This is a genomic window from Leptolyngbya sp. FACHB-36 (assembly GCF_014695955.1).
GTDB lineage: Bacteria > Cyanobacteriota > Cyanobacteriia > Leptolyngbyales > Leptolyngbyaceae > FACHB-36.
On record NZ_JACJPG010000680.1, the window covers coordinates 1 to 2,212 of the forward strand.

Here is a 2,212-nt window from a genome sequence, read left to right on the forward strand (position 1 = left end):
AGCATGAACTACACCGATCGTCCCCGCCAGCGCGTTGTGATTACGGGCATCGGCATCGTGAATCCGGCTGGCATTGGCAAAGATGCCTTCTGGAGCAATATTTCGGCGGGGAATTCTGCGATTCGTCGCATTACCCGCTTCGATGCCAGCGAATTTCCCACCCAGGTTGCTGGAGAAATTCAGGACTTCGAGCCAGCCGACTATGTGCCCAAGCGGTTTGTGATTAAAACTGATCGCTTTACCCACTACGCCCTCGCTGCCGCTGAACTAGCGCTAAAAGATGCCGATTTGAACTTGGAGAACGAAGACTCCTACCGGGTCGGCGTCTGGTTTGGCAACAATGCAGGCGGCTGGGACATTGCCGAGCGCGGCTTTTACGAGCTGTACAACGATGGCGCGACGATGGTGAATCCGTGGCAGGCAACCGCGTGGTTTCCCACGGCTGCCCAAGGGTTTGTCACCATTCGCTACGGCATTCGCGGCTACAGCAAAAGCTTTGTCTGCGATCGTGCTAGCGGTGCCAGTGGCTTGTATTTCGGCGTCAAATCGATCCTGCAAGGCTACAACGACGTCGTCCTGACGGGTGGCTCTGAAGCGCCCATTACCCGCTTTGGCATGACCTGCTACTACGAGACGGGCGAACTCAGCGGCGAAACCAATCCAGAGCACGCCTATCAGCCGTTCGATCGCAACCGCTCCGGCATTGTCCTCGGTGAAGGCAGCACTGTCTTGGTGTTGGAATCGCTGGAGCACGCCCAACGACGCGGCGCGAGAATTTACGGCGAAATTTTGGCAGGCAGCGCCACCACCGATCGTGCACCTGAGGCTGGAAAGGCGTTTGAGCGCGCCATGCAGGAAGCGCTACAGGAAGCTGGCATTGCGTCCTCGGCGGTCGATCTGCTGCTGGCGGAAGGCTGCGGCACGCAGGTGAGCGATCGCGTCGAGGCGCAGGCAATCACCGCTGTCTTTGGCGAATCACCACAGGTGCCCGTCAGCGTTCCGAAAGCGCTCTATGGTCACTTGTACGGCGGCAGTTGCGCCACCGAAGTAGCGTGTGGACTGCTGGCAATGGAAACCGAGAAGCTCCCCGTGATGCAGCCGATCGCCGATCCGGATTCCTCGCTTAATTTTGTGGCGCAGCCGGAAGCGCGATCGGTGTCTCAGTTCATGGTGAATTCTCGCGCGCGGGAAGCGGCCAATTTCTCGTTTGTGATTGGTCGTAGTCAATAGCAGCTCGCTCCACCTGTAGGGTGGGCATCGCCCACTCTTACACGGATCTCACGATAAGTAACTGGAGGACTTTGAACATGGTGATGGATACGCTGACCGAAATTCTGCTGGAGTTGGGCATCGATCGACCCGATATCGTCGAAGGCGCCTTTCTCCGCAAAGATCTACAACTCGACTCCACCGAAACGGTGCAAATTGCCTTAGAGCTCAAACGGCGACTCGGCGTTAACGTCAAGCTAGAAGCTCGACAGGACACCACGATCGGGCAAGTCTGCGACAAAGTTGTGCAGGCGATGTCACTCAATCCGGCTGCTACTTAACGGAGCGAAGCCGATGATGGGAATTGGCATTGACCTCGAATCGATCAGCCGAATTGCCAACCTGGTCGATCGCTACGATCGCGACACGTTGAATATGGTATTCACGCTGCGGGAGATCGAGCGATGCCAATCCGTCAGCCACTCCCACCAGCATTATGCCGTGTGCTTTTGCGCAAAAGAGGCAGTGGGAAAAGCGCTGGGAACCGGACTAGCAGACATTGGCTGGAACGAAATTGACACCACGATCACATCGTCCAGCTTAATGATTCAGCTACATGGAGCTGCTCAGCGGCAGGCAATCACCAATGGCGCTGAGAACTGCCTGGCAACTTGGTGCTGCTGGGATGACTACGTGCTGGTTCACGTCCTCACTTATTAGACCAACCGCAGAGGGATAGTCGCATGGATTCGATTTGCGAACAGCTACCCGATATTTTTAACATTGCAGCGTACTTCATCGAAGGCAGTTTATCGCAAGGACACGGCGAGCGCATCGCCTTTTACTACCGCGACGAAACGTACTCGTACCGCAGCGTGCGCAGCTATGTACGTCGGGCGGCTGCCTTACTGACCGAGCAAGGGCTGGAGCGGGAAAACCGCATCGCCATTTTGCTGCCCGACAGCCCAGAATTTGTCTTTGCCTTCTGGGGGGCAATTTGGGC

At 56.6% G+C, this 2,212-nt stretch carries 4 protein-coding genes; all 4 read left to right on the forward strand.

Annotation, left to right across the window (positions count from 1 at the left end; all coding sequences use genetic code 11):
• On the forward strand, positions 1 to 1,230 hold a 1,230-nt coding region (locus H6F43_RS21365), incomplete at its 5' end, for a beta-ketoacyl synthase N-terminal-like domain-containing protein (protein WP_190345185.1).
• A gap of 77 nt (positions 1,231 to 1,307) precedes the next feature.
• Positions 1,308 to 1,550, forward strand: a complete 243-nt coding sequence (locus H6F43_RS21370) for a phosphopantetheine-binding protein (RefSeq protein ID WP_199290514.1) — start codon at positions 1,308 to 1,310, stop codon at positions 1,548 to 1,550.
• 13 nt (positions 1,551 to 1,563) lie between these two features.
• A complete protein-coding gene (locus tag H6F43_RS21375; RefSeq protein ID WP_190345186.1) occupies positions 1,564 to 1,929 on the forward strand; it encodes a 4'-phosphopantetheinyl transferase superfamily protein in 366 nt (121 codons plus the stop codon).
• 23 nt (positions 1,930 to 1,952) lie between these two features.
• Positions 1,953 to 2,212: AMP-binding protein (locus H6F43_RS21380; RefSeq protein WP_190345187.1), on the forward strand; the 260-nt coding region annotated here is incomplete at its 3' end.

Bases quoted from the DNA above. Each gene is read 5' to 3' on its own strand.
- H6F43_RS21375 (WP_190345186.1), top strand. From the start codon at position 1,564: ATGATGGGAATTGGCATTGACCTCGAATCGATCAGCCGAATTGCCAAC.
- H6F43_RS21370 (WP_199290514.1), top strand. From the start codon at position 1,308: ATGGTGATGGATACGCTGACCGAAATTCTGCTGGAGTTGGGCATCGAT.